Raw genomic sequence first — 25092 nt, 5'->3', positions numbered from 1 at the left:
GACAGCCCTTTCAGGAGGCTCGGGCAGCGCCCTGCAGCGCGCGCTGGGCGGCCACCCAGCCCCGGGCTTCCTCTTCCGTTTCCACCATGCCGAACGGAGCGCCCTGCGTCCGCCCGAGCAGGGCCGAGGCCCGCCCCATCATGTTGGCCATGGTCCGCAAGGCGAAGCTCGCGCCGAAGAGGACGGTGCCCACGAAGGGCATCGCCTCCGGGTTCTCGCTCAGCGTCTTGCGCGCGTCCGCGGAGATGCTCGTCCCGCGACGCACATCGGAGATCAGATAGAGCCGGGGATGCGTCGCACTCAGCTCCAGCGCCACCTGGTTCAGCTCGTGGAGGAGCTTGAGGTCGAACACCCCGACGTTGACCAGTCGGATGATGTCGGGCGACTCGAGCCACACCTTGTTGTCACCGAACGTCCACATGCGGACCATGCCGTGTCTCCTCTCGGAAATCGAAGGGGTCAGCGCCGGGAGGTGGAGGTGTTGCCGCCACGCCCGGCCAGGTGCTGGAAGCAATCGCGCAGGCCTTCCTTCAGGCTGCCGAGCGTCTTCACTTCCCGCAGGTCCACGCCAATCTGGACCAGCGTCTGGGCAATCAGCGGGCTGATGCCCGTCACCACGCAGTAGGCGCCCAGCAGGCGCGCCGCGTTCACCATCTTGATGAAGTGGTTGGCCGTCATCGTGTCCACCACCTCCACGCCGGTGATGTCGATGATGACGCAGCGGGCCTTTCCCTGGACCACCCGCTGCAGGAGCCGCTCCGTCATCTCCACGGAGCGCTGCGTGTCCACCACGCCGACGATGGGCAGCGTGAGGATGTCCTCCCACAGCTCGATGATGGGCGTGGACAGGTCGCGGATGGCGTCGCGCTGCCGGTCGATGGTGGAGAGCTTCTCCTCCAGTTCGCGGTGACTCGCCGCCAGGCGCGTCAGGGCCTCCTCGTGCTCGCGGCGGGTGGTGGCCAGCTCGCGCACGAAGACGTTGAGCGTCTCCTCCAACGCGGCGAGCTCGTCCTGCTCACGGATGGAGATGGTGGTGCGCTCGGGCGAGAACTCCCCCACGGAGATGAGGGACAGGACGTCGATGATGCGCCCCACGCGCTCGGGGTCGACGGTCAGGGGTGTGGGCAGGGCGGTGCTCATGGAGTCTCCCTCAGACGACGTTCCTGGCCACGGGGGGAGCGATGATTCCGAGCATCTCGTCCGCGAGGCGCTGGGCCTCCTCGCGCTCCGATTCGGCCGTGCGCGCGCCCACCGCCCGGACGCCGAGCAGCGACAAGCCTTCCTCCAGCCCCAGCGCCGTCTCCACGCCGTCGAGCTGGATGCCCATGCTCTGGAGGGTGAGCGCCACGTCGGCGCCCATGCCGCACAGCACGGTGCGCGTGCCCATCAGCCGGGCCGAGGCGGCCAGCCGCGCCAGCACCGCGCACAGGTGGCTGTCCACGAGCCACAGGCCGGAGATGTCCACCACCATCCCCTTCGCGCTGGTGCGCTGGATGTCGCGCAGCACGTCCGAGCAGAGCTGCGCCGCCTGCGCGTCGGTGATGTCGCCCTGGAGGGGGACGATGAGCTGTCCCCACAGGGGGATGATGGGGATGCGCGACAGGTCGCGCGAAGGGAGGGGACTGTCCGGGTGGCTCACGACGGCTCCACATCCGCCACCAGCACGGTGGCGTCATCGGTGACACGGCCGAAGCGCTCCATCAGGAACGCGCAGGCCGCATCGGGGGACTGCGTACGGACCAGCTCCAGGTCCAGGCGAAAGCTCAAGCCGTCGGTGAAGACCGCCAGACGGTCTCCGGGCGACAGCACGGTGGAGACGGTGCGCAGCGTGCGGAAGGACTGGCCGAGGATGCCCGGCGTGGGAAGCACCGGCACGCGCGTGCCCACGGTGCGCAGCTCCACGTTGCCCACACCGCCACAGTGCAGCGTGTGCCCGTCGAACACGGCGAGCATGATGGCCGCGCCCCGGCCATGGCGCAGCGCCGCGTGCAGCGCCTCCATCAGCGGCTCCACGGACGGGCCCAGCGGCGCCTGGCCGAGGCAGCGCACGGCCTCCGCCGTCGCCTGTGCCGCCGCGGGCCCGTGGCCCAGCGAGTCCACCACCGCCAGCAGCGTGTGCGGCCCGTCGACGCGCACCACCACGCCGTCGCCGTTCTCCACCTCGCCCACCTTCGGACGGGTCCGGTGGGCGATGGACAACCTCACAGCCACACCTCGAACTCCACCTGCGTTCCGGTGGCGCCCGTCTTCACCTCGAACCGGTCCGCCAGCCGCTTGACGCCCAGGATGCCCAGGCCCATGCCCGTCTTGCTCCGGTAGGTGCCCGACAGCACGCGCTCCAGCTCCGGAATGCCCCGCCCCTGGTCCTCCGCGCGCACGCGCAACAGCTTGCGCGGCGTCTGCACGGGGATGAGCTGGATGGTGCCGCCGCCCGCGTAGGAGATCTGATTGCGCGCCAGCTCGCTCACCGCCGTCGCGACCTTCTGGCACTCGTAGCCGCGTCCCCCCATCGACTCGCACAGCGCGCGCGCCGCGAGCCGCGCATGGCTTGCGTCCGCCTCCGTCCGCACCAGGTACGTGGTGGGCCGCGCGTCCATCGTCGTCATCGCGGGGGCCGGCGTCGGCTCGCGCGCGGCGCTCAACCCCGAGGGGACGGTGGCCGTCGCGGTCAGGGCCCGCAACCGCGCGGCCAGGTCCGGACGTCGGGCCGGGTCCACGAAGTGGCGCGTGGCGGGCTCCAGCGCCTCGATGACCCGCGGCAGCTCCGCCGCGCCCAGCGTGTCCGCCGACAATCGCAGCGGCTCCAGCGTTCCTCGAAGCACCAGCCGCGCGGCGGTCTCCGTCATGAAGTGCTGCAAGACGCCCAGCAGCTGTGTACTCGTCACGCCCCGACTCACCACGGTCTCCTTGCTTCCAGTCTCATGCGCTTGCGCGCGAACACTTCCAGGCCACCGCCCTCGCGGTTGGACACGCGGACCTCGTCCGTCAGCCGTCGCACGGCGGCGCCGCCTTCACCCAGGCTCTCTCCTGGCAAAGGCCCTGGGCGTCCCTCGCGGCCGACGAAGAGCCGCTCCGGCTCCGCCATGCCCGGGCCCCGGTCCAGCGAGCGGATGCAGAGCCAGCCGTCCTCACACCACACCTCCACCGTCCCGCCCGCCCGCGTGTGACGCACCAGGTTGGTGGCCAGCTCGCTCACCACCACCGCGACCTCCGCGCTGGAGGCCGCCGACAATCCCGCGTCCCGGGCGAAGCGCCGGCCCATCGAGGCCGCCACCACCGCATCCACGGGATGGCGAACAACGACGGACAGCCGGGACTCAAGCGAAGCAGAGGAAGGCAGTGGCAGCGGCAAAACTCATTCCCGGAGTAAAACCCTTGGAATTACGCCAGTATGAGGCAACAAATCTGCGGGGCCTGTAAAGCGGTTCACATTCCACCCATGGAATCCGCTTCGGTTTCCCGGAAGAGGCGTCTAGATTCCTGGGTTTTTTCGTTTTACTCCCGTGCTTCACCCGCTTGCGCCGGGATGCTCCGGGAATCCGTCACTTCAGCTCCAGCGTCTCCGAGAGCCACGGGGCGGGAACGACCCACGCGAAGTGCGTGGGCGTTCGACCAGGAGAGCGCCTTCCGGGCTCAGCCGCCGTTGAGCAACTGCACCTGAAGGTCCAACCCCACGGCGAGGGTGGTTCCACGAGGCAGCTCCACCCAACTCCCCGGGCGCTTCAGGTGGCTGGCCAGGACGACGGTGCGGCGACGCCGGTGGGCGCCCACCGCGGGCTGCGACTCTGAAGAGCTGGCCGTCACTCCGCAGGGCACGCACTCCGCGCCGCCTTCGAGTCGCGAATAGAACAGCGGCTCCTCGCCGAAGCGGCAGGCCACGAGGAGGTATCCATTGGTGGCCACCAGGTTGAGCGTGGACGCGCGAGGGATGCCCGCGTCCACGGAGCGCTTGATGACCTCGCGCGCGGTGTCCGCCAGCATGCGACCGGCGACGTGCGCCTCCAGCCGGGGGTCGTCGGTGCGCCCCACGTCACGCAGGTGACGCAGGAAGAGGGCGAACAGGACTTCGCTGTCCGTTCCGCCGTGCACCTGACGCTGCAGGTGCTCTGGCAGCGAATCCAACAGGGCCGCGCGCAGTTCGTCGAAGCCGCTGACACTGCCCTGGTGGGCGAACAGCCAGCGGCGCGAGCGGAACGGCTGGGTGTTCTCCTCCAGCGACTGGCCCACCGGAATGCGGCTGGCGTGGAACAAGAGGGCTTCCGACTCACCCGGTGGGGCGAGCCCCACGAGCGAGGGCTCCCCTTCCGCGCTGGAGAAACGGCGCAGGAGGACCTCGTCCTGGGCGTACGCTCCCACCCCCACCGCGTTTGCGCGAGGCTCCGTCTGGACGAGCACCTGCTCGGCGAGCCGGTGGAGCTCGCACCTGAGCAGGTTCGGGTCTGACGTGAGGGCTGCGAGGACGACGGACATGAGGGAGAACTCCTTTGCTCCATAGATAATGACGTCCCCTCCCCCCCTCAAGCCAGCGGGCACGCCCCCTTGCCACTTCGCTAAGTGCTTGAAATGGCTGGGCTTTACATTGATCGAACATTGACACCTCTTCCGGAGGCTCCTAACCTCCGGGCGCTTCACCGACGGCCTCGGGCTAGACCCTTCACCGGAGATGGAATGTCGGACGACATCGCAATCGGCATCGACCTTGGCACGTCGTACTCGTGCGTGTCGGTGGTCCAGGATGGCCAGCCCATCGTCATCCCCAACGAGTGGGGAGAGACGACGCATGCCTCCTGCGTGTCCTTCCTCGAGGATGGCTCGGTGCTGGTGGGCAACGCGGCCAAGAAGAACATCATCACCAGCCCCGAGACGACGGTGTACTCGGCCAAGCGGCTCATCGGTCGCTACTACTTCTCCGACGAGGTGAAGAAGGCGCAGGCGGTGATGCCGTACCGCATCGTCGAGGGCGAGAACAACTCGGTGCGCATCGGGGTGAGGGAGCGTGCGTACTCGCTGCCTGAAATCTCCGCGCTGGTGCTCAAGGAGATGAAGGCCGTCGCGGAGACGTACCTGGGACGTGAGGTGACCAAGGCGGTCGTCACCGTTCCGGCGTACTTCAACGACAACCAGCGCCAGGCCACCAAGGACGCGGGCCGCATCGCCGGGCTGGAGGTGCTGCGCATCCTCAACGAGCCCACGGCGGCGGCGCTCGCGTACGGCTTTGGCCGGGACGTCAACCAGCGCGTCGTCGTCTACGACCTGGGCGGCGGCACGTTCGACGTGTCCATCCTGGAGATCGGCAAGGACGTCTTCGAGGTGCTCGCGACGGCGGGCGACACGTACCTGGGCGGCGACGACTTCGACGACCGCATCATGACGTGGCTGGCGGACGACTTCCTGGGCAAGACGCGGTTGGATTTGCGGCAGAACAAGTTCTGTCTGCAGATGCTGAAGGAGGCCGCGGAGAAGGCGAAGATCGACGTGGGGCAGACGGGCTCCGCGGACATCCTCTGCGCGGGCATCTGCCAGGACGCGCAGGGCAACGTGATGGACCTGCGCCACACGTTGAACCAGGACCAGTTCAACCGGATGGTGATGGACCTGGTGCAGCGCACGTTCAAGGTCTGCGACGAGGCGCTGCAGAGCGCGCGGCTGACGGCGGCGGACATCGACGCGGTCATCCTCGTCGGCGGGCCCACGCGGCTGCCCATCATCCGCAACTCCGTGAAGCACTACTTCCAGAAGGCTCCGCTGGAGGGCATCAACCCCGACCAGGTCGTGGCGATGGGCGCGGCGCTCCAGTCGCATGCGCTGCTGGACAGCAAGACGGAGACGTTCCTGGTGGACGTCACGCCGCTGACGCTGCGCATCGGCACGGTGGGGGGGTACACCGAGAAGATCATCGACAAGAACACGCCGGTGCCCATTGACCGCTCGAAGGCGTTCACCACCAGCCGTGACGGGCAGGAGAAGGTGAAGATTCGCGTGTATCAGGGCGAGTCCAACCGGGCCGACGAGTGCGAGATGCTCGGTGAGTTCGAGTTCGCGGGCTTCCGCATCGGCTATCGCGGCGAGGTGAAGATCGAAGTCACGTTCGAGATCAACACGGACGGCCTGGTGAACGTGTCCGCGTGTGACACGGAGACGGGACAGAAGACGTCGACGACCATCACCCTGTCGTCTGGCATGTCGGAGGACGACATCCAGAAGTCCATCCAGGCGAACCGGAGCACCCGCCTCGCCGGACACAACAACAACGACCTGCCCGCCGTGGCCCAGTAGACGAGCGCGATGTCCGAGCCTTCCGATCCCAGCTCCGGCAGGCCGCCGGGAAGCCCGCCCGGGACACCGGCGGCTCCCGCGCGCCCCGCCATTCCGCGGATGACGGCGGCCACCCCGGGCCCCGTGCCGCCCACTCCGGCGCCGGTGGCCAGGCCTCCCGCCGCCGCCCCGCCGCGTCCTCCCGGAACGGAAGCCGCGCCCGCTGGAGTGCCAACAGCAAGACCTCCGGGCGTCGCGGCGCCGGCCGTGCCTCCATCGCAGCGGCCCACCGTGTCCGTGCCCGCCATCACCGCGCCCACGCCGCAGCGCACGAGCGCCACGGGGCTGCCCTCGGTGGGAAGCCCCACCTCCACGCCCACGGGCGCGAGGCCCACGGTGGCCGCCATGCCCGCCGTCGGTGCGCCCGCGACTCCGGCGACGGGTGCGAGGCCCACTGTCTCCGCAGGGACTCCCGCCGTCGGTGCGCCCGCGACTCCGGCAACGGGTGCGAGGCCCACCGTCTCCACGGTGCCCGCTGTCGGTGCGCCCACGACTCCGGCGACAGGTGCGAGGCCCACTGTCTCCGCGGTGCCCGCTGTCGGTGCGCCCGCGACTCCGGCGACAGGTGCGAGGCCCACTGTCTCCGCGGTGCCCGCTGTCGGTGCGCCCACGACTCCGGCGACAGGTGCGAGGCCCTCGGTAGCGGGCGCCATTCCCGCTGTCGGTGCACCCGCGAGTCCAGCAACGGGTGGAAGGCCCACGGTCTCCGCAGGCGTTCCCGCCGTCGGTGCGCCCGCGACTCCAGCAACGGGTGCGAGGCCATCGATCGCCGCAGGCATTCCCGCCGTCGGTGCACCCACGAGTCCAGCAACGGGTGCGAGGCCATCGATCGCCGCAGGCATTCCCGCCGTTGGTGCGCCCGCGACTCCGGCAACAGGTGCGAGGCCCACGGTGGCTGCTGCCATGCCCGCCGCCGGCGGTGCACCCGCGAGTCCCGCAACGGGTACGCCGCAGGCTCAAGCGACAGCGAGGCCCACAGCGCCCGCCGCGCGAGCAGGACCACCGCCCTCGCCCCAAGGCGCACCTTCCGGGATCGCGCCGTTGACTCCCCCGCCTGTCGCGGGCGGGGCACCCGGGGGCGCAGTCCCCTCCGCTTCGGGACCCGCCCCGCGTCCGACTCCCGCGGGCCTCGCGCCGCTGACGCCTCCTCCCATCGCGGGCGCCACGCCCATGGGCACAGTCCCTTCCGCCCCGCGTCCGACTCCCGCGGGCATCGCGCCGCTGACGCCTCCTCCCGTCGCTGGCGCTGCGCCTCGCACGGCGCCCATGGGCACGGTACCGCCGCCTCCTCCAGGGTCGGGCCCGGCGCCGCGCGGGACTCCCGCCGGTCTCGCGCCGCTGACGCCGCCTCCTGTCGCCAGCACGCAACCTCGCGCGGCTCCGGTCGGCACCGTGCCGCCTCCTCCGCCTGTCGCGGGCACCCCGCCTCGCGTGACATCCGCCGGCACCTCGCCCCTGACGCCTCCGCCCGTCGCGCCTCGGGCCATCGTGCCGCCGCCACCTCCCGTCGCTGGCGCCGCGCCCCATGGTGCGGTGCCGAGCATTCCTCCCGGAGTCCCGTCCATCGCGCCCGCGGTGCCGAGCATCGCCCCGGCGGCCCCCTCCGTCCGTCCGGCGACCACTCCCCTGGCGGGACCGCCCCACACCACCGTTCCGAGCATCGCCCCGGCCGTACCGCCGCAAGGCGCCGCGCCACGGGGTCCCGCGCTCACGCCCCGTCCACCTCCGACGCTCGCCGTCGGACAGGTCGTCCCGCCTCCGCCGCCGACCCCAGCTCCGCAGGCACGTCCGGGCGCACGGCCCACGATGTCGCTGCCGGCACTGGCGCCCTCGGACCTGCCGCCCCGACCTCCCGCCGCGGCCACCGTCCCGGGCATCCCGCCGATGACGGCGCCCCGCGTTCCGGCCATCAGCCCCATGGTGCCGCCCATCGCGCCGGCGGTCCCTTCCATCGCGCCCATGGCGCCGCCTCCACCGCCGAGCGCGGCCAAGGGCCCGGGCCTGGATGAGCACCAGCTCGCGGACCTCCAGTCGCGCTGCGCGAAGCTGGACCAGCTCGACTACTTCGAGGTGCTCCTGCTGGAGCGCACGGCCACTCCCGCCGACATCAAGAAGGCGTTCTACCGGGAGAGCCGCACCTACCATCCGGACCGCTTCTTCCACATCGACGACAAGCAGCTCAAGGAGCAGGTGCACGAGCTCTACAAGCGCGTCACCGAGGCCTATTACGTCCTGCGCGACGACACGAAGCGCAAGAAGTACCTCGTCGATGTGACGGGCGCCGAGCGCGCGCAGAAGCTGCGCTTCACCGAGGCGTCCGAATCCGAGACGAAGGCCGCCGCGAAGAAGGAGCAGGAAGAACAGATTGGCACCCACCCCAAGGGGCGCCAGTTCTACCAGCAGTCCCAGAAGGACATCGACGCCGGCAACTGGTCCGCCGCCGAGCGCAACTTGAAGATGGCCCTCACCTACGAGCCCTCCAATCCCCGCTACAAGGAGAGCCTGGCCGAGGCGCAGAAGCGCCTGTCTGAAGAAGCCAAGGCCAAGGGCGACTCGTTCAAGATTCGCTGACGTCGTCCGGAGGCGCGGCAAAGCCCCATGGTCATCGACCTCATCATCCTGGGCATGGTGCTCTTCTTCGGGCTCATCGGCGCCCTCACCGGCGCCTCACGCCAGGTGGCCAACTGGGTGGGCCTGGCGCTGGGGTTCTTCGCCTCGCGCCGGCTGGGCCCCTTCGTCGCACCCCGGCTGGCGGAGGCACTCGACGGCCCGCTGCTGCTGGGCCTCCTGCTGGGCACGGTGCTGCTCTTCGTCGGCGTGTGGCTCACCGTGCGCTACGCGCTGGGCACCCTGCTCCAGCGCTTCCTCGCCACGGGCAAGCAGAACGAGAACCGGGGCATCGACCGGTTCCTCGGCTTCGTGCTGGGCGCGGGGAAGACGGCGGCCTTCGCCTGGATGGCCCTGAGCGCGATGACCTTCTTCGAGCAGCACGTCATCGTCGCCGGCAAGCGCATCGGCGTGTCGCCCAAGGACTCCCTGGCCGCCCACGCCGCGCGCCGCTACAACCTCTTCGAGATGACCCAGTTCGCCCCCATGGACGACATGGTCCAGGTGGCCAAGGCCGCGGGGGACCCGGAGCGCGCGGCGACACTGAAGAACGACCCCGCCTTCAAGGCCCTGCGCAAGGACCCGCGCTTCCAGCGGCTCCTCCAGGACGACAAGGTGAAGCAGGCGCTCGTCCGGGGCGACACGGCCGCGCTCCTGCGCAACGACCTGGTCCTCCAGCTCATCCAGGACCCGGACATCGCCGCCCGACTGGGAGCGGCGGCCCGGGCCTCGGAGCATGCCGGGGACGTCATACGTTGAGCTGCACGGCGTCCAGCCCCACCAGCCGGGGACGCACGTAATCCGCGTCCACCTTCAACTGCCGACGACGACGCTCGGGCGCCTCGAACATGATGTCCGCCATCACGTGCTCCAGGATGGAGCGCAGCCCACGAGCCCCCAGCCCGCGCGACACCGAGTAGTGCACCACCTCGCGCAGCGCCGCGTCGTCGAACTCCAGCTCCAGCTCGTCCATGGCCAACAGCTCACGGAACTCCCGGACGATGGAGTCCGGCGGCTCCGTGAGCACACGGATGAGGTCCGCCTCGCCCAGCAAATCCAACTGCACCACCACGGGCAGGCGGCCGAGGAATTCCGCCAGCATCCCGAACTCCACCAGTTGCTTGGTGCTGATGCGCTTGCGGAGCCGCTTGGAGGCGTCGTCCGCGCCGAAGCCCAGGGGCCTGCTGGACGCCTCGTCGCCGGCGTCGTGCAAGTCACTGAAGGTGCCCGCGCAGATGAAGAGGATGTCGCGCGTGTCCACCTGGACGAAGTCGCTCTTGTTCCAGGCCTGGGTGACGTTGAGCGGCACGTACACCTCACGGCCCTCCAGGAGCTTCAGCAGGGCCTGCTGGACGCCCTCTCCACCGATGTCCCGGCTGCCCGCACCGTTGCGGGCGCCCTGGGAGCGGCGGGCAATCTTGTCCACCTCGTCCACGAAGATGATTCCCCGCTGCGTGTCCTCGACGGAGTGGTTCGCCTTGAGGAGCAGGTCGGAGATCATCACCTCCACGTCTTTGCCGTAGTAGCCCGCCTCCGTGTACTCGGTGGCGTCCACGGTGGTGAAGGGCACCTGGAGGATGTCCGCCAGGTTGCGGGCGATGTGCGTCTTGCCGCTGCCAGTGGGGCCAATGAGCAGGATGTTGGATTTCTTGATGAGCGACTGCCGACGCAGCCTCCGGGCCTGCACGCGCTTGAGGTGATTGTGGGCGGCGATGGCCACCGCCCGCTTGGCGGCGTCCTGGCCGATGACGTAGCGGTCCAGTCGCTCGTAGATTTCTCGAGGGGTCAGCGGCGCTTCTTCCCTGCGTGCGGACGACTCCATGTACCCTTCCCTTCTATCCACGCGTCCTCCCGACACTCCGTCCAAAGGGTAGGAATCAGATGGAAGGTCCGCCCGCCAGGACAGGGGCCCGGGGTGGTCGCCTGCCCGCCAGCTTGCTCTCCCTTCAGCCGGCTGTTGTATGCGGGGGGGCTTTCCTATAGTTCCCGCGCCCCTCCAGTGTTGACTGGAGTCCACCCTCCATTTCCCTGGGAGCCTCGAACCGCCGATGCCCGCAAACGCCCCTCCGCACCGCTGGACCCTCGCTGACGCGCACGAGCTCTATGGAATCCGGAACTGGGGCTCGCCCTACTTCGGCATCAACGACAAGGGCCACGTCTGCGTCCATCCGGACGGCCCCCAGGCCCCCAGCATGGACTTGAAGGACCTGGTGGACGAAGTTCGTCGCCGGGGCATTGGACTGCCGCTGCTGCTGCGCTTCACGGATGTGCTGCGCCACCGCGTCGTCCACCTCAACGAGGCCTTCCGCAAGGCCATGGCCGACCAGGGCTTCAAGGGCGGCTACCGGGGCGTCTACCCCATCAAGGTGAACCAGCACCGCTACGTGGTGGAGACCATCATCGAGGCGGGCAAGGGCTACAACTACGGCCTGGAAGCCGGCAGCAAGCCGGAGCTGATGGCGGTGATGGCGCTGTTGGAGAACGAGGAAGCGCTCGTCATCTGCAACGGCTACAAGGACGAGGAGTACATCGAGACGGCCCTCTTCTATTCGCGCCTGGGCCGCAACGTCATCCTCGTCGTGGAGAAGCCCAGCGAGCTGCCCCTCATCGCGGAGGTCTCGCGCCGCACGGGCATCACCCCGCGGCTGGGCATGCGCGTGAAGCTGTCCACCCGTGGCGCCGGCAAGTGGGAGGCCAGCGGCGGAGACCGCTCCAAGTTCGGCCTGTCCTCGTCGGAGCTGATGAGCTGCATCAGCTTCATGAAGGACACGGGCCTGCTGCCCGCCTTCGAACTGCTGCACTTCCACCTGGGAAGCCAGATCTCCAACATCCGCAACGTGAAGAACGCGCTGCGCGAGGTGGGCTGCTTCTACGTGGAGGTGGCGCGTCAGGGCGCGCCGTTGAAGTACCTGGACGTGGGCGGTGGCCTGGGCGTGGACTACGACGGCTCCCAGACGAACTTCGCCTCCTCCATGAACTACACGACGGAGGAGTACGCCAACGACGTCGTCTTCGGCGTGATGGAGGCGTGTGACCGCGCTGGCGTGCCGCACCCGACGCTCGTCTCCGAGTCGGGCCGCGCCGTCGTCGCGCACCACGCGGTGCTGGTGGTGGACGTGCTGGGCACCAGCGAGTTCGACCCGGCCCACGTGCCAGACAAGGTGGACGAGAAGGCGCCCTCGGTGGTGCGCAACCTCCTGTCCACCTTCCGCGAGGTGACGAACAAGAACCTGCTGGAGGCGTGGCACGACGCGCAGGATGCCAAGGAGGAGAGCCTCACCCTCTTCTCGCTGGGTCACCTGTCGCTGGAGCAGCGCGTGGCGGCCGAGAACATCTACTGGGCCACCTGCCACAAGATCATGCGCATCGCGAAGGAGGCCGGCGAGATTCCCGAGGAGCTGGACTCGCTCGAGAAGGCGCTCAGCGACACGTACTTCTGCAACTTCTCCGTGTTCCAGTCGCTGCCGGACTCGTGGGCGATTGACCAGCTCTTCCCGATGATGCCCATCCACCGGCTGGCGGAGAAGCCGACGCGCCGCGCGACGCTGGCGGACATCACCTGCGACTCGGACGGCAAGATTGAGCACTTCATCGACAAGCGCGAGGTGAAGGACGCGCTGGAGCTGCACGCGCTCAACGATGACGACTACTACCTGGGCATCTTCCTGGTCGGCGCGTACCAGGAGATTCTCGGCGACTTGCACAACCTCTTCGGGGACACGCACACGGTGCAGGTGTCGCTGGCGCCCAACGGGGGCTACCTCATCGACCACGTGGTGGCCGGTGACACCGTGACGGAAGTGCTGAACTACGTCAGCTACAGCAGGGATGACCTGGTGGCCCGGCTGCGCAAGTTCACCGAGATGGCGCTGCGCCAGGGCCGCATCTCCCTGGACGAGTCGCGCACCCTGCTGCGCATGTACGAGGACGGCCTGTCCGGTTACACGTACCTGGAGCGCGGCGTGGACGCGACCTTCGCGGGCAGCGCCAGCCAGCTCCGTCTGGTGCCGGTGCCGGACGCCACCCGTCCTCCGGTGTCTCCGTCGGGCACGTAGTCACTTCGCCTTCGACGCTTCAAACCCCGCCCTCCGCCGCGCCCCTTGAGGGGAAGCGTCGGGGGGCGTGGTGTTTTCAGTAGCTGGCGATGGCGGGCTCCCCGGCGCCGAAGGGCGTGGGCTCGTCCGCGAAGGCGACATCCGCCGCGCGGGCGCGCAGCCGCTGGAGCCCCGCCTGTTGCAGCTCACCCCGGGCGACGAGCGACTCGAAGTCGAAGCCCGCCAGCCGCAAGTCGTGAAGTTGGAGCCGCGCCAGCGTGCTCCACAGGGACATGCGGCCCTCGGTGGCCGTGCACAGGCCCTCCAGTTCGATGAGGCGACTCAAGGGCGAGTAGCGCACCCAGTGGCCGTTGAGCTTCAGGCGGCCCGCCTTCTCCATCACCCACGCGACGCGGGACTTGAGCGGGTCCTTGCGCAGCTCCAGGGCCCGCATCACCGCCTCGAGCGTCCGCTGGTCCTGGCGCAGCTCCGGGATGAGCGCGGCCAGGAAGTGGCCCACGGGGTTGCTGTGATTCTCCGACTCGGTGCGCCGCGCCAGCGCGATGCCCGCCACCGAGCCCGCGTGGTGATCGCTGAGATAGATACCCAGTCGCTTCGCATCCATGCCGCCCCTCCCGGCCACGCGGCCCACACCGCCGCGGGGGAAGGGTTCTCACGCGGGAGCCTCCGGGCAGCAAAGGCCCGGAGGCTCCACTGGGGGACGGCCGGACAGCCGGGCGCCCGGCTCAGTCCGGGTAGCTGAACGTCAGCGGCAGCTTCACCTCGGGGTGGAGGCTGCGAGCCACCGGACACTCACGGCCCACCTGCTCCAGGCGAGCACGGTGCTCGGCGGACAGGCCCGCGGGCATCTGGATGTCCAGCACCAGTTCGCCAATGCGGCGCGGCGGCGGCGTCATCCGCTTCTCCACCTTCGCGCGAATCTCTCCCAGGGCGATGCCCTCGCGCGAGGCGAACAGGTGCATCGTCGTCACCGCGCAGGACATCAGCGCCGCGCCCACCAGGTCCGTGGGCGAGAAGCTGCCGCCGGTGCCGCCGTTGTCGCGAGGCGCCTCCGTCTGGAGACCCGCGCTGGAGGGGCCATGGGTGAGCTGCGTCTTGAACTGGGCGTGGCTGACCAGGGTCATCACCACGCCGGTGGCTGGGGGCTGTTGCGTGCTCATGGGTCGGAAGCTCCTTGGAGCCTGGGGGCCTGGGGCGTTCAGCGGACGTAGGCTTCGTGCTTCTTCGCGTCCTTCTTGGTGGAAGGCTCCGCCTCCTCCACGCTCCAGTCCAGCGTCTTCATCAGCGCCTTGCTGCGCTTCTTCACGTCGGCGTCGAGGAAGGTGATGGCCTCCGGCAGCCGGTCCATCAGCCGCATGGGCTTGCGCTTGTTCTTCGGCTCGTTGAGCAGCGCGTGCGTCAGCCAGGGGAACACCGCCGTCACGTCGCAGTGGACGTAGACGGAGCCCGTCTCCACCGCCTCCACGGAGACCTTGCCCCAGGTGTGGCCCTCGCCCGCGGGGCAGCTGGACAGCGCGCCGTTGTCCACCGGATCCACGCAGAACTGCACGTCGATGTCGAAGCCCGACGTGGGGACGTTGAGAATCTGGTCCAGCAGCGGCTCACCCTGGAGCGTGTAGTTCTTCGGCACGCCGCCGCCCAGAATCCAGATGGCCAGCCGCTTGCTGCCGTTGTGCCGGCAGAAGTGCTGCATCGCCGCCATGGAGTAGACGTCGTCGTTGATGTCGAGCTCGAACTTGAACTCGGGCCCGAGCAAGCGCTTGAGCTTGACGATGTTCAGGAAGATGGAGCCGTCCTGCACCGCGCCCACCCAGATGGGGACCGCGTGCTTGTAGCAGGTGGACAGGAGCGACGGCTGCTTCACGCCCAGCTGCTTTTCGATTCCGTGGATGGCCTTGCCGAGCAGGAAGTGGAACTCCGGCGTGGTCATCTTCTTCTGGAACTCGGGCTGCCGGATGATGGCGGAGAAGAGGCGGTCGGTGTCGAGCAGCGCCTCCTCCCAGAAACCCAGGTCATAGATGCGGATGATGCGCGCCAGCCGGTACTGGAGGTCGCCCGCGTTGGGGTTCACCTCGCGGATGGCGTGGCCGATGATGCGGTGGGCGTCGTGGTACAGATTCGCGCCCGTCGTGGTGATGGCGGAGATGACGCCCTTCTCGATGAGGGGAATCAGACAGCTCTGGTGCAGACCCGCCGGCGTCATCGCGCCCGACAGCGTGAGGAAGATGGACGCGTCGTCCTCCATCGACTTGGACATCAGCTCGAACGCGGTGCGCTCCTGGCGGCCCACGTAGGCGCTGAAGGCGTGGGCGAGCAGTTCCGCCGGCCTCTCCTTGCCGGTGATGGGACGGGGGTCCGCCTTGCGGGCGCCGGAGTACGCGGAGCGGAGGGACTTCTTCGGGTTCGAGGAGGTCTTGGCCATGGCGCGGCGATCTAACACCGCCCGCCCGCCAAGGGGAGCACCGCCTGAGCCCCCGCCCCTACTTGTCGCGCTTGCGACGGCTGCCGCGCTTCTGGGGGGCGGCGTCGACGGCGGGCGCGCTCAGCACCCGCTCCCGGACCTGCTCGGGCGTCAGGTCCCCGGTGTCCGCCACCACACAGGAGACGAAGGCCAGCTCCGCGAGGGCCCTCCGGGCACGCTCGCGCTCGGCGGAGTCCTTGGAGCCCAGCGCCTCCGAGGCCGCGGCCACGTAGCTGCTGGCGAGCGACTCGAAGAGGTACACCCGGTTCTCGATGCTCGTGTCGGATTTCTTGGCCATGGGCCGGGCAGTCTAGGCCCGCGCCGTCACGGCCGGCGAGCCGGTTTCCGACGGGGCCCGCAACTCTGTCATCGCCAGACGGTCCAGCGTGGTGGAGCGGTACACGTCCAGCATCCGCTGCTGCCCCAGCTTCCAGACGCCGTACATGGTGCAGCTGCCGGTGGCCTTGCAGCCATCGTGCTGCGTGTCCTGGCAGACATTGACGTGGACGGGCCCTTCCACCGCCTCGATGACCTCCAGGAACGTCACCTCGCGGGCGGGCCGGGACAGCGCGTAGCCCCCGTGCGCGCCCCGGGTGGACCGCACGAGCTTCTGGGAGACGAGGACCTTGAGAATCTTGGCGAGGAAGTCCTCGGGCACGTCCATCCGGCGCGCGATTTCCCGGAAGGGAACCATGCGCTCCAGGGGTTGTGAGGCCAGGAAGGTCATGGCTCGCAGCCCGTACTCAATCTTTCGTGAGATTTGGAGTGGGTGCTGCGGCATCGCTCTTGACGTTGTCCGTGGTTTGAAGAAGAGCCTAGGTCGCGACAGTGCGGCTTTCAACCGCTCGCCCCGGAGCCCGAGATGATCGACCTGCACTCCCACACCACCGCCAGCGACGGCCAGTACACGCCCACGGAGCTGATGGCGCGCGCGGCGGCGGCGGGGGTGACGGTGCTGTCGGTGACGGACCACGACACGGTGGCGGGGCTGGCGGAGGCCGGCGAAGCGGCGCGCGCTCACGGCGTGGAGCTGGTGCCGGGCATCGAGGTGTCCGCCTTCGTCCTGGGTCGCGAGGTACACATCCTCGGGCACTTCGTGAGGCCGGACGACGAGGACCTCGCGCGGTTCGCCCAGCGCCTGCGCGGCGAGCGCGAGCAGCGCATGGAGGCCATGGTGGCCCGGATGCAGCAACTGGGCTTCCCGGTGCGCATGGAGCATGTGCTGGCCGTCGCGGGGGATGCGCAGTTGGGCCGGCCGCACCTGGCGCGGGTGCTGGTGGACCAGGGCTGGGCGGTGGACATGAAGGCCGCGTTCGACCGCTTCCTGGGGACGCGGGGCATGGCCTGGGTGGAGCGCTTCAAGCTGGACGGCGCGGACGCCATCCGCCTCATCCGCAACGCGGGCGGCACGGCGACGCTGGCGCACCCGGGCTCGTCCAAGGCGGAGCGGATGGAGATTCGCGAGCTGACGAAGGCGGGGCTCTCCGGCCTGGAGGTGCTGCACGCGGACCACAACCCGGGGCTGCGGCAGAAGTATCTGGCTCTGGCGAAGGAGCACGACCTGGTGCCCACCGCCGGCAGTGACTTCCATGGAGAGGCCGTGTCGCCCGAGCACCGCCTGGGCACGGCCGCGATGCCGCCGGAGTTGTTCGCGAAGCTGAAGTCCCGCGCCGCCGCCTGAGCTCCCTGCCCGCCGAGCAGGCCCGCCGCCCATGTTGCGGCGCGTGGGTGAAGCGAATATACGAACCCCGCCGAGCCACCCGACGCTTCGATGGCGGTGCCAGTCCGGACCGTAGAGCGTTCAGGCGTGGTGTGTTCCTGGCGACAGCCCCCGCGCTTGTACCTCGTGGTCGCCGGGAGCAGCACGCATGGGAATCAGGGACTTCTGTCGGACGCACTTCCGTCACTTCAACGCCGCCGCGCTCGTGGACGCGGCCGAGGGCTACCGCCGTCACGTCGATGGCGGCGGAAAGATGCTGGTGACACTGGCGGGGGCCATGAGCACGGCCGAGCTGGGCATCTCCCTGGCGGAGATGATTCGCCAGGACAAGGTCCACGCCATCAGTTGCACCGGGGCGAACCTGGAAGAGGACCTCTTCAACCTCGTGGCCCACGAGGCGTACGAGCGGGTGCCGAACTACCGGGACCTCACGCCCGCGGATGAGCTGGCGTTGCTCGGGCGGCACATGAATCGCGTCACCGACACCTGCATCCCGGAGATGGAGGCGATGCGGCGCATCGAAGCGGTGGTGCTCGAGGAGTGGATGGCGGCGGACCGCGCGGGCGAGCGCTACTTCCCGCACGAGTTCATGTACCGCGTGCTGCGCGGCGGCAAGCTGGAGTCGAGCTACGAAATCGACCCGAAGAACAGCTGGCTGCTGGCCGCGTGCGAGAAGAACCTGCCCATCTGGGTGCCGGGCTGGGAGGACGCGACGCTCGGCAACATGTACGCGGGGCACTGCATCTCCGGGGACGTGAAGAACGTGCACACGGTACGCACCGGCATCGAGGCGATGCAGACACTGGCCGCCTGGTACACGGACGTGGCTCCGAAGACGCCCGTGGGTTTCTTCCAGATTGGCGGCGGCATCGCGGGCGACTTCCCCATCTGCGTGGTGCCCATGCTGCATCAAGATTTGCAGCGCACCGGCGTGCCGCTCTGGGGCTACTTCTGTCAGATCAGCGATTCGACGACGAGCTACGGCTCGTACTCGGGCGCGGTGCCGAACGAGAAGATCACCTGGGGCAAGCTGGGCCTCGACACGCCCAAGTACATCGTCGAGAGCGATGCCTCCATCGTCGCCCCCCTGCTGTTCGCCTACGTCCTGGACCAGTAGCGCGCGGCGCTTCAGCCCCAGGAGACGACGGGCTCCGGTGTCGGCGCGTCTTCGTCCCGCGTCTCCAGCCTCCGCGTGGGGCCGAAGACGCGGGCCACGAAGTCGTTGACGAACTTCCCATCGGGGTCCTGGGCGCGCTGCACGGTGCGCAGCGCGTGCCAGCGCACGCCATACATCCGCTCCATGTCCTCCTCGGTGGCGCGCGTCGCCTTCCCCAGATGAACCTGCCCGCCGTACTTGAGGAAGATCTGCTCCGCCTCCGCGAAGACGGAGCTCGAGTCGACGGACAGGCTGGGCGCCAGCTCCATGAAACACGTGCGCCGCCCCACGCCCGGCCCCACCGTGGCCATGGAGGTCGCGGGCGTGAAGCGCACCTCGACGATGCAGACGAAGCGCCGTCGCTTCAGCAGGTCGAACACCTCCTGGAGACACCGCTGATGCACGGCGAAGGGCACGCCGTACTCAATCTCATCGTGGTGGTAGAAGAGCTGGCGCGAGAAGGCGGAGCACATGGGGAGCACCGTCTTGCGTCCCTGCTGCGTGAGCTTCATGAAGAACAAGCCGACCTTCGCGAAGGGCTCCGTCAACATCAGCACCCGGGACAAGCCGAGCAGATAGCCCGACAGCGACATGTCCAGCAGCTCCAGCCCCATCTTCCGGAGGTGCCAGAACCGCGATGGAGGCCGCGTCGACCGGTTCCACACGTTCATCCGGACGTGCTCCGCGTCAATCCCGCCCACGTAATAGAAGCTGACGTGGTCATGGGTGCCGAGGATTTCGTCCAGGTGGTCCTCGGCCCACCGACGCGGGACGACCTCCAGGCGCTTCTCCAGGTTGAACGCGGGGACACACTGGAGCTCCAACTCGGTGACGACGCCGCAGGTGCCAATCGAGCCCGCCACCGCATGGAACTCGGGCGTGCCGCGCCGGAGCGTGCGCGCCTCGCCCGCGGCGTCCACCACGCGCAGCGACAGCACCTGCTCGGAGAGGAAGCCATGCGACCTGCCCGTGCCGTGCAGGTCCGTGCCAATCAGCGCCCCCAGGCTCTGCGCGTTCGTGGACCCGAGCACCGGTAACGCGAGGCCGTGCTCCAGGAGCCGCCGGGTGAAGTCGCGCAGCCGGATGCCAGCCTGGACGCGCACCACTCGCCGCTCCATGTCGACCTCCAGGACGCGGTTCTGCGCGTCGAGCGAAATCAGGGTCCCCTGGGTCAGCGGACAGCGGTTGAACGAATGTCCCCCGCCCACGACGCGGACCTTCTCCGACTCACGGACGATGCGACACAGCTCCGCCTCCGTGCCCGGCGTCTCGAAACGCTCGGGCTGACATTCGAAGGTCCGGCTCCAGTTGCGCCAGGTTCCGCGCCAGCGGGCGAAGTGACCTTCGTGAAGTGTCTTGGTGCCACCCGACGCGACATAGACAGCGGTGTTGAGCGTGTTGATGCGCCACGTGCGCGCGATGCGGCGAATGCGGTCCAGCGTCATGGGTCCCCCCTCGTTTCTCGAAAGAGGGAGGCGCAACGGCCGCGGGTGTGAGTCATTGGGGCGGGGCGACGCTCGCCTGGACGCACGGGTTCGGGAATGGAGCCGGCCGACCACTGCCCCGCAGGGCAAGTCGCCCCTCACACCACCCCGCCTCACCTTGCCTGTCGGCCGGACGGATTTCACCGACGGCGGGACAGCGGGGGGCGGAGCGAATGGCGTTCATCGGAAAATCCAAGAGCAAGGGCAACGGCAACGGCAACGGCCACGACAGCAAGCAGCCGGGGAAGAAGCCGAACATCCTGGTCATCTGGGGTGACGACATCGGCCTGTGGAACGTCAGCGCCTACAACCAGGGAATGATGGGTTACCGGACGCCCAACATCGACCGCATCGCGAAGGAGGGCGCGATGATGACGGACTGCTACGGCCAGCAGAGCTGCACCGCGGGCCGCGCCGCCTTCATCACGGGCATGAACCCGCTGCGCACGGGGCTCACGACCATCGGCATGCCAGGCGCCGCCTACGGCCTCCAGGACTCGGACCCCACCATCGCGGAGCTGCTCAAGCCCCAGGGCTACGTGTGCGGGCAGTTCGGCAAGAACCACCTGGGCGACTCGAATCGCTACCTGCCCACGGTGCACGGCTTCGACGAGTTCCACGGCAACCTCTACCACCTCAACGCGGAGAACGAGCCCGAGTGCCCCGACTACCCGAAGGACCCGGCGTTCAAGGAGCGCTTCGGTCCGCGAGGGGTGCTCCACTGCTGGTCCACGGACCGCGACGACCCGACGGAGGATCCACGCTGGGGCCGCGTGGGTCGGCAGAAGATTGTCGACACCGGGCCGCTCACGACGAAGCGCATGGAGACGGTGGACGAGGAGTTCCTCAAGTCCTCCCTGTCGTTCATGGAGCGCGCGGCGAAGGACGACAAGCCCTTCTTCCTCTGGCACAACAGCACGCGCACCCACGTGTGGACGTTCTTGCAGGAGAAGTACCGCAACAAGACGGGCAAGGGCCTGTACGCGGATGCAATGACGGAGCTGGATGACCACGTGGGCATGCTGCTGAAGAAGCTGGATGACCTGGGCATCGCGGACAACACCATCGTCGTGTTCTCCACCGACAACGGCGTGGAGAAGATGGGCTGGCCCGACGGCGGCAACTCGCCCTTCCGGGGCGAGAAGGGCTCCACGTGGGAGGGCGGCGTGCGTGTCCCCTGCGTCGTGAAGTGGCCCGGGGTCATCGAGCCAGGCACCGTCATCAACGACATCTTCGCGCACGAGGACTGGATGCCGACCTTCGTCGCGGCGTCGGGCGGTCCCGAGGATATCGTGGACAAGTGCAAGCAGGGCCACACCGTGGGGAAGAAGAAGTTCCGCGTGCACCTGGATGGGTATGACCAGCGCGGGCTGCTCGCGGGCAAGGAGCCGGGACAGCGACACGAGTTCATCTACGTGCTCGACAGCGGCAACATCGCGGCGGTGCGCTACGACGACTGGAAGGTCATCTTCAGCTACCAGGATGGCCGGGGCCCGGACATGTGGTTCAGCGGCAAGCGCTTCAACCCCTCCTGGCCCTACATCCTCAACCTGCGCTCGGACCCGTTCGAGGAGGCGCTCTTCTCCGGCCTGTACACGCAATGGTACGGCCAGCGCATGTTCCTCTTCGTCCCGGCCCAGGCGCTGGTGAAGAAGTTCGCGGAGAGCCTCATCGACTACGTGCCCAGTCAGGCCCCGGGCAGCCTGAGCATCGGCCCCCTCAAGGACAAGGTGAAGGAGAAGATGAAGGAGGCTCAGCGCGACGGGAAGTCGGAGGTCGGCGACCAGGTGATGGCGCTCGCCAACGAGGTGGAGGAGGCCCTCCACCGCTTCCAGCAGAGTCACGCCTGAGCCCGCGCCCAGGGCCGCGTGACGTGACTACGAGACCCTGAGCTCCTCCGCCGCCGCGAGCACCTCGTGAACCACCGTCGCCACGTCCTCGGGCGTGGTGCGGTGGTTCACGAAGCAGGCGCGCAGGAAGAAGCGTCCCTCCAGCGTCGCGTTGGAGATGTAGACACGGCCCCGCCGGTTGATTCGCGCCAGCAGTCGCGTGTTGAAGTCGTCGAGCCCCGCGTCCGGAAGTCCGCCCGTGTAGCGGAAGCACACCGCGCTCAGCGTCGCCGGGGAGCGGAGTTCCAGTCCCGCCGTGTCCCGGACGAGCGCCTCCAGGCGCTCCGCGTTCCGCACGTCGCGGCGGATGGCCTCGCGGAACGCGGCGAGCCCGTGGAAGCGGACGGAGAGCCACACCTTCAGTGCTCGAGCGCGACGTGACAGCTCCATCGACTCGTCGAAGAACGCGAAGCCCTCCACCGGGTCCGCGTTCAGGGCGCGCGCATAATCCCCCGTGAAGGAGAAGGCACGCCGCGCGGCCTTCGCGTCGCGGAACAGCAGCACGCCGCAGTCCGCTGGCTGATAGAGCCACTTGTGCGCATCCATGGACAGTGAGTCCACCAGACCCAGTCCCTCGAAGCGCTCCGGGAAGGCCATGGCCGCGAGCGCGCCGTAGGCGCCATCCACGTGCATCCACAGGCCGTGTTCGCGCGCCAGCGCCGCCACCGCCGTCAGCGGGTCCACCGCGCCGGTGTTCACCGTGCCCGCCGTCGCAACCACGGCCAGGGGACGTAGGCCCGCGGCCTTGTCCTCGGCTATCGCGCGAGCCAGCGCGTCCGGACGCATCCGCCACTGCGCATCCGTGGGAATCAGCCGCAGGTTCTTGCGCCCCAGGCCCAGGAGCGCGACAGCCTTGGGAATGGACATGTGGACTTCAGCCGACGCGTACACCACGCCGGACGGGGCGCCGTCCTCATTGGCGGGAGCGAGCGACTCACGCGCCATGGCCAGGGCCATGAGGTTGGCGGAGGAGCCTCCCCCCGCGAAGCTCCCGGTGAAGCCCTCGCAGCCCACCGCGCTCGCGAGGCTCCGAATCACCGAGCGCTCCAGGCTCACCACCGTGGGCGCCGATCGCCACGCGGTGACGTTCTGGTTCACCACGCTGGCCACGTAGTCGCCGAGCACACCCACCGGCTCGCCCGAGCCGAACACGTAGGCGAGGAACCGCGCGTTGCCCGCGCGAGAGCCCTCCATGAAGGGCCGCAGCGCATCCAGCGCGGCGTCTCCGAGGCCCTGCTCGGGGAGCCCTTCGGAGAACATCGCCTCCGATGCGGCGCCGGTGATGGAGGGCGCGATGGGGCGTGAGTCGAGCCCTTCGAGCCACTCCTCGGCCAGGGTGGAGACGCGGTCAGCCAGACGCCGGAAATGCGCGGGGGACAGTTCGAGCGAGCCCATGGGCGCGCACAGTAATGAAGTTCGACGGGTTTGCACGTCGCTGGCAGGATGAAGCGATGGCGAAGCGACCGAAGCGTGACATCGAGAAGGTCTATCCCCGCGCACAGTTCGTCGCGAAGCTGCGACGCCTCGCGGACGCGGTGGAGAGCGGCAAGGGGTTCAGCATCCAGGTGGCCGGCGAGCGCCTGCACGTCCCCGCCCATGCGCACTTCAGCATCGAGCACGAGCGCGAAGGCGACGTGGACGAGCTGGAGCTCCAGGTCCGCTGGACGCGCGACGAGTAGGCGCCTCTCTCAGCTCCGCGTCGTCTTGAAGCGACTGGTGACGGCGGTGAGCCCCTCGGCCACCGCCTGGAGGTCCTGGGCGATTCGCGTAGTGCGGCCCGTGGCGTCCACGCCCTGCTTCACCAGCTCCGCCACGTTGCGAGCGCCCTGCACCGCCTGCTCGCTGGACTGACGCTGCTGCCGCGTGGCGATGGTGATCTGCCGAGCGGCCTCGCTGGTGCCGCGCGCCAACTCCACGATTCGCTGGAACACCGAGGAAGCCTGCTCCGCCACCTCGACGCCCCGGTCGCTGGTGGCCATGCCCACGCGCGCCTTGGACGCGGCCTCCTCGCCGGAGTCCTGCACCTTCTCGACGATGCGGCCGATGTCCCGCGCGGAGGCCGACACGTTCTCCGCCAGCTTGCGCATCTCCGCCGCCACCAGCGAGAAGCCCCGCCCCACCTCGCCCGCCTTGGTGCCCTCCAGCGCCGCGTTCAACGCCAGCAGGTCCGAGCGCTCCGCCACCTGATTGATGACGTGGGCAATCTTGGACACCTGCTGCAGGTCCTGGTTGAGGCCGACAATCGCGTCCGCCACGCCCTTGGACTCGGTGCGGATGTCGTTGATGCCCGCGACCACCTGCGCCACCACCGCCATCGCCTCGGCCACGGCCTCGTGCGTGCGACGGGCGCTCGACTCCACGACTTCGGTGGAGCTGGAGATCTGCTCCGCCGTGCGGCTCAGCTCCTCGAACGTCGCGGCGATCTGCTGCGCGTACGCCGCCTGCTGACTGATGACGTGCTCCTGGTCCGCGGAGGCGCCCAGCAGTCCACGTGACGCGCCGGACAACTGCTCCGTGCGCGACACCAGCTCCAGCACCGTGATTCGCAGCGTGCCGAGCATCTGGTTGAAGGACTGCGCCATCAACCGCACCTCGCCCGTGGCCGGCACATCCAATTCCACGCGCGACACGTCTCCACGGGCCACGTCCCGCACCACGTCCGTCACCTGGGACACGGGCTCGACGATGGTCCGCCCGATGAGCGCCGCGAGCAGCAGCCCCAGCACCAGCGCGCCCACCAGCCCCGCCACCACGGAGCCCTTCAGCTCGGTGACGGAGGCCGCCGCCTCGTCCAGGCCCAGGCCCACGACATACGTCCGCTCGCCGCTCGCGCAGCGCACCGACACCTCGCGCAGCGCCAGGAGCGACGTCACACAGCCTTCCCGAGTCACCGCCGTCCGACCGCGCGCATGCTCGGGCAGCCGCGTCGCGGACTCATACACGGGGCGGCCGTCCGGCCCGAGCAGCCCCTGGTAGTTCACCGTGAAGCCACCCTCACCGTTGACGTCACGGGCCTCCAACTGGGCCAGCACGGTGTCCAGGCGCTCCTTGGAAGCCTCCGTGCCGTCCCACTCCCGCGTCGCCGGGTGGTTGGCCACGAGCGTGGCGAGGACCCGCGCCCGCTTCTGGAGCAGTTCCAGGGAGACCTCGCGCTGCCGGGCGGAGAAGTTCCAGATGCACAGGCCGATGACCGTGAGACAGGGCACGAGCACCGCGATGGCCACCTGCATCCGCAAGCCGAGCCGCCCCCACATGCCTGTCGTCTCCCAAGTGACGCGCTGATCGCCGGCCGCCGGCGCCGCCCGACGGTAGGCGTGCGTCCCCAGAAGCGTCAAACGAGCCCGCTGCTCGCGGGGCATGCGGGGAACCGTCCCAGGCCCCCTGCTCGCCGCCGGAGTCGACAAG

General features: G+C 69.0%; 24 protein-coding genes. 8 read left to right on the top strand and 16 right to left on the bottom strand.

Going from position 1 to position 25092, the window contains the following annotated elements; all coding sequences use genetic code 11:
• Positions 1-10: 10 nt before the first annotated feature.
• The 7 genes from HUA74_RS14685 to HUA74_RS14655 all read right to left on the bottom strand — a co-directional run bounded on the left by HUA74_RS14685 (position 11) and on the right by HUA74_RS14655 (position 4470).
• Positions 11-430, bottom strand: coding sequence for an STAS/SEC14 domain-containing protein (locus HUA74_RS14685; RefSeq protein WP_174455023.1), 420 nt, complete (start codon positions 428-430; stop codon positions 11-13).
• Between the two features lie 29 nt (positions 431-459).
• Positions 460-1140 (bottom strand): STAS domain-containing protein, encoded by a 681-nt coding sequence (locus HUA74_RS14680; RefSeq protein WP_141642923.1) that lies wholly within the window; start codon positions 1138-1140, stop codon positions 460-462.
• A gap of 10 nt (positions 1141-1150) precedes the next feature.
• Positions 1151-1639: an STAS domain-containing protein gene (locus tag HUA74_RS14675; RefSeq protein WP_174455022.1), complete on the bottom strand. Its 489-nt coding sequence runs from the start codon at positions 1637-1639 to the stop codon at positions 1151-1153.
• Positions 1636-2211, bottom strand: a complete 576-nt coding sequence (locus HUA74_RS14670) for a SpoIIE family protein phosphatase (RefSeq protein ID WP_371745574.1) — start codon at positions 2209-2211, stop codon at positions 1636-1638. Before HUA74_RS14670 ends, HUA74_RS14675 begins: the two co-directional genes overlap by 4 nt.
• Positions 2202-2846: an ATP-binding protein gene (locus HUA74_RS14665; protein ID WP_141642944.1), complete on the bottom strand. Its 645-nt coding sequence runs from the start codon at positions 2844-2846 to the stop codon at positions 2202-2204. Before HUA74_RS14665 ends, HUA74_RS14670 begins: the two co-directional genes overlap by 10 nt.
• Positions 2847-2893: 47 nt before the next feature.
• Positions 2894-3274: an ATP-binding protein gene (locus HUA74_RS14660; protein ID WP_371746148.1), complete on the bottom strand. Its 381-nt coding sequence runs from the start codon at positions 3272-3274 to the stop codon at positions 2894-2896.
• Between the two features lie 359 nt (positions 3275-3633).
• On the bottom strand, positions 3634-4470 hold the full coding sequence (locus HUA74_RS14655; RefSeq protein ID WP_174455021.1) for a class II glutamine amidotransferase: 837 nt from the start codon (positions 4468-4470) through the stop codon (positions 3634-3636).
• A gap of 198 nt (positions 4471-4668) precedes the next feature.
• Between HUA74_RS14655 and dnaK the strand changes: the two genes are divergently transcribed.
• The 3 genes from dnaK (at position 4669) to HUA74_RS14640 (ending at position 9681) form a co-directional block, all read left to right on the top strand.
• Positions 4669-6276, top strand: a complete 1608-nt coding sequence (gene dnaK / locus HUA74_RS14650) for a molecular chaperone DnaK (protein ID WP_141642920.1) — start codon at positions 4669-4671, stop codon at positions 6274-6276.
• 1845 nt (positions 6277-8121) lie between these two features.
• Positions 8122-8886 carry a J domain-containing protein gene (locus HUA74_RS46800; RefSeq protein WP_141642942.1) on the top strand — a complete coding sequence of 255 codons (765 nt, stop codon included), beginning with the start codon at positions 8122-8124 and terminating at the stop codon, positions 8884-8886.
• Positions 8887-8913: 27 nt separating this feature from the next.
• Entirely contained in the window at positions 8914-9681 is a 768-nt protein-coding gene (locus HUA74_RS14640) for a CvpA family protein (RefSeq protein ID WP_174455020.1), read from the top strand.
• On the opposite strand, the gene clpX is transcribed toward HUA74_RS14640, so the two are convergent.
• A complete protein-coding gene (gene clpX, locus HUA74_RS14635) occupies positions 9671-10744 on the bottom strand; it encodes an ATP-dependent Clp protease ATP-binding subunit ClpX (protein WP_174455019.1) in 1074 nt (357 codons plus the stop codon). The two genes, HUA74_RS14640 and clpX, sit on opposite strands and share 11 nt — an antisense overlap.
• 226 nt (positions 10745-10970) lie before the next feature.
• Here clpX and speA point away from each other — a divergent pair, with 226 nt between their 5' ends.
• Positions 10971-12977, top strand: a complete 2007-nt coding sequence (gene speA, locus HUA74_RS14630; protein ID WP_141642917.1) for a biosynthetic arginine decarboxylase — start codon at positions 10971-10973, stop codon at positions 12975-12977.
• Between the two features lie 76 nt (positions 12978-13053).
• Here the strand turns inward: speA and HUA74_RS14625 are convergent, their stop codons facing one another.
• The 5 genes from HUA74_RS14625 to HUA74_RS14605 all read right to left on the bottom strand — a co-directional run bounded on the left by HUA74_RS14625 (position 13054) and on the right by HUA74_RS14605 (position 16219).
• Complete coding sequence (locus tag HUA74_RS14625) at positions 13054-13581, bottom strand: hypothetical protein (RefSeq protein ID WP_141642916.1); 528 nt, start codon at positions 13579-13581, stop codon at positions 13054-13056.
• Positions 13582-13702: 121 nt separating this feature from the next.
• Positions 13703-14137, bottom strand: coding sequence for an OsmC family protein (locus HUA74_RS14620; protein ID WP_141642915.1), 435 nt, complete (start codon positions 14135-14137; stop codon positions 13703-13705).
• A gap of 38 nt (positions 14138-14175) precedes the next feature.
• Positions 14176-15399, bottom strand: a complete 1224-nt coding sequence (locus HUA74_RS14615) for a deoxyhypusine synthase family protein (protein WP_141642914.1) — start codon at positions 15397-15399, stop codon at positions 14176-14178.
• Positions 15400-15457: 58 nt separating this feature from the next.
• Positions 15458-15736 carry a hypothetical protein gene (locus HUA74_RS14610; RefSeq protein WP_174455018.1) on the bottom strand — a complete coding sequence of 93 codons (279 nt, stop codon included), beginning with the start codon at positions 15734-15736 and terminating at the stop codon, positions 15458-15460.
• Positions 15737-15748: 12 nt separating this feature from the next.
• Positions 15749-16219, bottom strand: a complete 471-nt coding sequence (locus tag HUA74_RS14605; RefSeq protein ID WP_141642912.1) for an Rrf2 family transcriptional regulator — start codon at positions 16217-16219, stop codon at positions 15749-15751.
• A gap of 81 nt (positions 16220-16300) precedes the next feature.
• Here HUA74_RS14605 and HUA74_RS14600 point away from each other — a divergent pair, with 81 nt between their 5' ends.
• A complete protein-coding gene (locus tag HUA74_RS14600; RefSeq protein ID WP_141642911.1) occupies positions 16301-17119 on the top strand; it encodes a PHP domain-containing protein in 819 nt (272 codons plus the stop codon).
• A 187-nt stretch (positions 17120-17306) separates the two neighbouring features.
• Positions 17307-18275, top strand: a complete 969-nt coding sequence (locus HUA74_RS14595; protein ID WP_141642910.1) for a deoxyhypusine synthase family protein — start codon at positions 17307-17309, stop codon at positions 18273-18275.
• Positions 18276-18286: 11 nt separating this feature from the next.
• On the opposite strand, the gene HUA74_RS14590 is transcribed toward HUA74_RS14595, so the two are convergent.
• On the bottom strand, positions 18287-19759 hold the full coding sequence (locus HUA74_RS14590) for a D-arabinono-1,4-lactone oxidase (protein WP_174455017.1): 1473 nt from the start codon (positions 19757-19759) through the stop codon (positions 18287-18289).
• Positions 19760-19971: 212 nt separating this feature from the next.
• Here HUA74_RS14590 and HUA74_RS14585 point away from each other — a divergent pair, with 212 nt between their 5' ends.
• Positions 19972-21648: an arylsulfatase gene (locus HUA74_RS14585; RefSeq protein ID WP_174455016.1), complete on the top strand. Its 1677-nt coding sequence runs from the start codon at positions 19972-19974 to the stop codon at positions 21646-21648.
• Between the two features lie 27 nt (positions 21649-21675).
• Here the strand turns inward: HUA74_RS14585 and HUA74_RS14580 are convergent, their stop codons facing one another.
• On the bottom strand, positions 21676-23082 hold the full coding sequence (locus tag HUA74_RS14580) for an aminotransferase class V-fold PLP-dependent enzyme (RefSeq protein WP_174455015.1): 1407 nt from the start codon (positions 23080-23082) through the stop codon (positions 21676-21678).
• Between the two features lie 56 nt (positions 23083-23138).
• Here HUA74_RS14580 and HUA74_RS14575 point away from each other — a divergent pair, with 56 nt between their 5' ends.
• Positions 23139-23366 carry an amphi-Trp domain-containing protein gene (locus HUA74_RS14575; protein ID WP_141642906.1) on the top strand — a complete coding sequence of 76 codons (228 nt, stop codon included), beginning with the start codon at positions 23139-23141 and terminating at the stop codon, positions 23364-23366.
• A gap of 9 nt (positions 23367-23375) precedes the next feature.
• On the opposite strand, the gene HUA74_RS14570 is transcribed toward HUA74_RS14575, so the two are convergent.
• Positions 23376-24941: a methyl-accepting chemotaxis protein gene (locus HUA74_RS14570; protein WP_174455014.1), complete on the bottom strand. Its 1566-nt coding sequence runs from the start codon at positions 24939-24941 to the stop codon at positions 23376-23378.
• Positions 24942-25092 lie beyond the last annotated feature (151 nt).

It is taken from the genome of Myxococcus sp. CA051A (assembly GCF_013336705.1).
In the GTDB taxonomy this organism is placed as follows: Bacteria; Myxococcota; Myxococcia; order Myxococcales; family Myxococcaceae; genus Myxococcus; species Myxococcus llanfairpwllgwyngyllgogerychwyrndrobwllllantysiliogogogochensis.
Note: the sequence above shows the minus strand (reverse complement) of the source record. Positions and strands in the feature narration are given on the sequence as shown.